At 55.5% G+C, this 1,181-nt stretch carries 1 protein-coding gene; it reads right to left on the reverse strand.

Annotation, left to right across the window (positions count from 1 at the left end; translation table 11 throughout):
* Positions 1-1,181, reverse strand: a 1,181-nt coding sequence (locus tag QL982_RS14410) for an Ig-like domain-containing protein (RefSeq protein ID WP_290190445.1), incomplete at both ends; no start/stop codon positions are given.

Consider the following 1,181-nt stretch of genomic DNA (forward strand, 5'->3'; position numbering starts at 1 on the left):
AAATCGTTTTCAGGGTCGCTGTCGTTGCCCACCACCGCAACCACCACTGGGGCGCCTGAGGTGCCAGTGCCGCTGTCATTCACGGCCACTGGCGCGCTTTGTGGATAGTCGATGGTGACGGTCGCCTCATTTGAGGTCAGACCGGTACTGTCATCAACGGTGTAGCTGATGGGCGTAGGGTCGCCCGTAAAGCCGGCCTCTGGCGTAAAGGTAATGTCGCCTGTCGCGGCATCCACACTCCATACGCCTTCACCTGGTACGTCAACCGATTTGCCGTCAGTGGCAATGGTGCTGCCAGTTGGGGCTTGGGTGATGATGACGGTCGTTGGGTCCAAATCGTTTTCAGGGTCGCTGTCGTTGCCCACCACCGTGACGGCAACCGCGTTGCCCGTCGTGCCAGTGTCGCTATCATCCACGGCCACTGGCGCGCTTTGTGGGTAATCGATGGTGACGGTCGCCTCATTTGAGGTCAGACCGGTACTGTCATCAACGGTGTAGCTGATGGGCGTTGGGTCGCCCGTAAAGCCGGCCTCTGGCGTGAAGGTGATGTCGCCTGTCGCGGCATCCACACTCCATACGCCTTCACCTGTGACGTCAACCGATTTGCCGTCAGTGGCAATGGTGCTGCCTGCTGGGGCTTGGGTGATGATGACGGTCGTTGGGTCAATGTCACCATCAAGGTCGGTGTCGTTACTCAGTACGTCTACCACAACAGGATTGCCTGTGGTGCCAGTTTGTATTTCATTCACGGCCACTGGGGCAGTTGGTGGATAATCAACAACGATGGTGGCTGGATTAGACTTGTTGCCTGTTAGGTCAGAAACCACATAGTCAACTGGGGTTGGATCAGCTGTGAAGCCTGTTTCTGGGGTGAAGGTAACCACACCAGTGCTTGGGTCAACTTCCCATTCACCTTCGCCTGCTACTGTTACGGTGGTGACTTCAGAACCAGTATCTGGGTTAATCAGTTTGACGCTGGTTGGGTCAATGTTATTTTCAAGATCAGTATCATTGGCTAGAATGTCGACTGATACGGGTGTATTTAAAGGACCGACACCTTTATCATCCACGGCCACTGGCGCGCTTTGTGGATAATCGATGGTGACGGTCGCCTCATTTGAGGTCAGACCGGTACTGTCATCAACGGTGTAGCTGATGGGCGTTGGATCGCCCGTAAAGCC

The organism is Psychrobacter sp. 5A.1 (assembly GCF_030407455.1).
Lineage (GTDB): Bacteria > Pseudomonadota > Gammaproteobacteria > Pseudomonadales > Moraxellaceae > Psychrobacter.